Below are 1,509 nucleotides of genomic sequence, written 5' to 3' on the forward strand. Positions count from 1 at the left end.
CGGTTTGGCCCGCACCCCCGCTGTCCCCCACCGCGCGTTCGCGCTGCGCGGCCGGGGGCCGGGCCGCGCGCGCCTCGTCGTCGCGCGGGGTGTCCAGGTGGTGGAGCCCGAAGGCGAGCAGGTTGAGGACGCGGGCCTCGGCCTCGCGGTCGCCGCCGGCGTGGAGCAGCTCGGCCGCCCGCTGCAGGGCGAGGACGGCCTCCTCGGGCTCCCCGAGGTTGAGCAGGGCCGCGCCGAGGCCGGCCTGCGCCTGGGCCTCGCTCTCCTCGTCGGCCAGCTCCCGGTGCAGCTCCGCCGACCTCTCGTACACCTCCACGGCCTCCGGCCATTGCTCCTCGGCCGTCAGGTCCAGGCCGAGCAGCAGCAGGATCACCGCCTCTCCCTGCACATCGCCGAGCTCTCCCAGGATCCGGGCGGCGGCGGAACCGGCCGCGGCGGCCTCGCCGTGCCGCCCGGACAGGCCCAGGACGGTCTGGAGCTTGCCCAGCGCACGCGCCTCGCCGGGACGGTCGCCGAGGTCCCGGTGGATCCCGGCGAGCTCCCGCAGCACGGGTTCCGCCTCCTCCGAACGGTCGGCCGAGTCCAGTGCGTCGACCAGATGCCGCAGCGCCGACGCCAGCGCCCGCGGGTCGTCGAGGCCGCGCAACAGCGCGATCGCCTCGCCCAGCCGCTGTTCGGCCTCCGCCGGCCGGTCCAGGCTCAGCAGCGCCACCCCGAGGTGCTCCAGCGCCGTCGCCTCCTGACGCCGCTCCCCGACCTCCCGGTACAGTGCGATGCCCTGTTCGTACGAGCCGAGCGTCGCCGCGTACTCCTCCAGCCCCTGCTGGGCGGCGGCCATGGTGAGGATCGCGGTCTGCCGGCTGACCGCGTCCCCGGTCGCGTCGAAGAGTTCGGCCGCCTGCCGCTGCAGGTCGATCGCCTCCGGGTAGCGCTGCTCGTGGTGGCGGGCCAGCCCCTGGTGGTACAGGCACGTGGCCTCGCCGTGCCGGTCGCCGAGGTCACGGAAGATCGCGAGCGATTGTGCGAGGGCTTCCTCCGCCTCCTCCGCGCGTCCGTCGATCTCCCGCAGGGCCACGCCCAGTTGGCGGAGGGAGCGAGCCTCCTTCAGGCGGTCGCCCAGCCGCGCGTAGATGGTGTACGCCCGGTAGTAGGAGGCGGCGCACTCCTCGTGCCGGTCCAGCCTCCCCAGCGCGGACCCGACCATCTCCAGGGCCCAGGCTTCGAGGTCCGACGGGTTCTCCCGGGCCACGCAGCGCAGCGTCATCGATGCCGCCGACAGCGCCTCCTCGAACCGGCGGCTGCGGTGCAGGTAGCCGGAGACCGACGCCGTCAGGATCATCGCGGCCTCCGGTTGGTCGACCCCTTCGGCCAAGCCGATCGCACCGAGCACGTTGAGGTGCTCGCGTTCCAGCCAGGCCTCCGCCTCCTCCGCGGTGGCGAACCGTGCCGTCCGGACGGCGGCCGCCCCGATCTCTATCGAGCCGCCCGCGGCCTCGGCCGCCGACCGGT

1 protein-coding gene is annotated in these 1,509 nt (G+C 75.0%); it reads right to left on the reverse strand.

What is annotated here, in order from left to right:
• A partial coding sequence (locus AB0O00_RS39040) for a tetratricopeptide repeat protein (protein WP_363659421.1) occupies positions 1-1,509 on the reverse strand: 1,509 nt, incomplete at both ends.

The organism is Kitasatospora sp. NPDC093558, assembly GCF_040683475.1.
Taxonomy (GTDB): Bacteria; Actinomycetota; Actinomycetes; order Streptomycetales; family Streptomycetaceae; genus Kitasatospora.